Consider the following 2,046-nt stretch of genomic DNA (forward strand, 5'->3'; position numbering starts at 1 on the left):
TAGCTGGAATATTTGCTATTTTACCTGCCCTAGTTAATTTACTCTTGTGGTTTACTGTTAGGCCAAATGTACCCCTAGTTTATTTTAACATCATGAATATTGGTAGGAGTGACTTATTTGCGCATGTATTTTTAAAAAGCAAGTTAGTCTTCTATATCCTCCATTTTATAAAGATATTCTTGTGTGGGGGCTTGATTGCCACATTTTCAATCTATATAAATACCAAATTTAACAATAGGTTTTTAGGAAGCATGATACCCTATATATTGGATTTAATCCTATATATTTGTGGAGGTTTCCTCGGTGAGAATTCTCAAATTGGAATATTTCGAATCTTATATAGTACAGTGAAGCCTGATTATTTGACTTTGTTTGTAAGTGTTCTTTTCTTAGTGCCTAGCATAATTTACTTCATAAAGTATAGCAGGAGGGGTGACTTGTTATGAGAAAACTCTTGGCAAGAGATCTTAAATATATAGTAAATAGATCGAAGAAACTTATGCTTATATACCTATTTCTTATAGTTTTAAGCCAGTTTTATATCCTACCACATGGTGATTATAATTCGATGGAGCTTTTTATAGCACTCTTATTTGATAGTGGCTATATAAAATCTTTTAGTGGTTTTGAGCCTCCTATTGTATGGCTTTTGTTTCAATTGATACCTGTATTTGTTGTATCTTTTGTAATATACCAAGACCATATTGACAATGCTTCCTATATACTAATTAAGACTAGGTCGAGGAAGATGTACTTTCTATCCAAATTTTATCTGGGATTATAGGAATAGGAATAATTAACCTATTTATTTACCTACTTGTAATTTTTGATACTTTTTTGGTATCTAGTTTTGATAAAGCTTATTTCATGTTATTTACTAGGCTTATATTTTCCTATATAGTAACCCAATCAATTCTATTTGTCATGGTCTTTGTATTGGCTATAGTCTTGGGATTCAAATTTGGTATAGCTTCTACCCTTATATTTTTAGTCCTAAGCATGACTAGTAATTTCAAAGGATTTATAGGTCAACAGACCCTAGCCTTTAAGACTGACGTGATGGGTGGATATATAAGTATGGTTGATAATTTAATAGTATGGCTAGTCTATATAATTTTGATACTAATAGGTTCAGCCCTAGTATTTAGATCTTATAATTTCTACGGAGGAAGCAATGATTAAAGTAAGTGGAGTTAATAAAAATATAAAGGGAGCAAAAATCTTAAAGGATATCAATCTAGAACTTTACGAAGGCAGGGTTTATGGCTTTCAAGGAAGAAATGGATCAGGCAAAACCATGCTCTTTAGGGCAATAGCAGGGCTTATTACAGTAGATAGTGGAGAAATTATCGTAAATGATTTAAAGCTTGATAATAAGTATTTCGCAGAAGACCTTGGTCTCCTACTAGAAAATCCTTCCTTTCTAAAAGACCTATCTGGCTTCGACAATCTTTTAATGATAGCATCTCTTAGAAATATAATTGGAAAAGAAAGGATAGAAGAAATCCTAAAGCTTGTAGATCTTTATGAAGCGAAAGATAAGGACTTCGGCAAATATTCTCTTGGGATGAAGCAAAGACTTGCCATAGGTCAAGCCATTATGGAGTATCCGAAAATCCTTATGCTAGATAAACCAACTAACGCCATAGATGAGGAAGGAATAGTTGTACTTAAGAAGATTATCAAAGAAGAAAAGGCAAAAGTAACTATAGTTTTACTTGCAAGTCACGAGAAAGAAATTATAGAAGAATGTGCAGATGAAGTCTTTGTGATGAAGGAAGGAGAGATAGTAGAGAATATTATTTTTTTAATTAATCAATTGGAAAGTGTAAATAAAAATCGTCCCTTAATTAAAAGTTTATCAAAGAAATATATCTCTCCAAGCTATACACCTAACCTTACTTATCATAAATATAGGGTTTTTAGCTAGGATAGGGTATATGCATAATCTTGAAGAATCTTTGTGACAAAGAGAGCTTAATAATTAGGGGACGTTTTTAATTTATATAAGTATATTTATCTGGTATTCGATATAACTTTTATTTT

General features: G+C 31.5%; 3 protein-coding genes. All 3 read left to right on the forward strand.

Translation table 11 applies throughout. The features are described from left to right. Window positions 1-446, forward strand: a 446-nt coding sequence (locus RCH56_RS06385; RefSeq protein ID WP_306484145.1) for a hypothetical protein, incomplete at its 5' end; no start/stop codon positions are given. A gap of 421 nt (window positions 447-867) precedes the next feature. Beyond that, the gene (locus RCH56_RS06390; RefSeq protein WP_306484146.1) at window positions 868-1,182 is read left to right on the forward strand and encodes a hypothetical protein; all 315 of its coding nucleotides are present in this window, start codon (window positions 868-870) and stop codon (window positions 1,180-1,182) included. Next, the gene (locus RCH56_RS06395) at window positions 1,175-1,930 is read left to right on the forward strand and encodes an ATP-binding cassette domain-containing protein (protein WP_306484147.1); all 756 of its coding nucleotides are present in this window, start codon (window positions 1,175-1,177) and stop codon (window positions 1,928-1,930) included. Before RCH56_RS06390 ends, RCH56_RS06395 begins: the two co-directional genes overlap by 8 nt. Window positions 1,931-2,046 lie beyond the last annotated feature (116 nt).

Source organism: Anaerococcus sp., from assembly GCF_030825785.1.
Lineage (GTDB): Bacteria > Bacillota > Clostridia > Tissierellales > Peptoniphilaceae > Anaerococcus.

Excerpts from the sequence above, each read along its gene's own strand:
- RCH56_RS06390 (WP_306484146.1), top strand. The coding sequence starts at position 868 with ATGTTATTTACTAGGCTTATATTTTCCTATATAGTAACCCAATCAATT.
- RCH56_RS06395 (WP_306484147.1), top strand. The coding sequence starts at position 1,175 with ATGATTAAAGTAAGTGGAGTTAATAAAAATATAAAGGGAGCAAAAATC.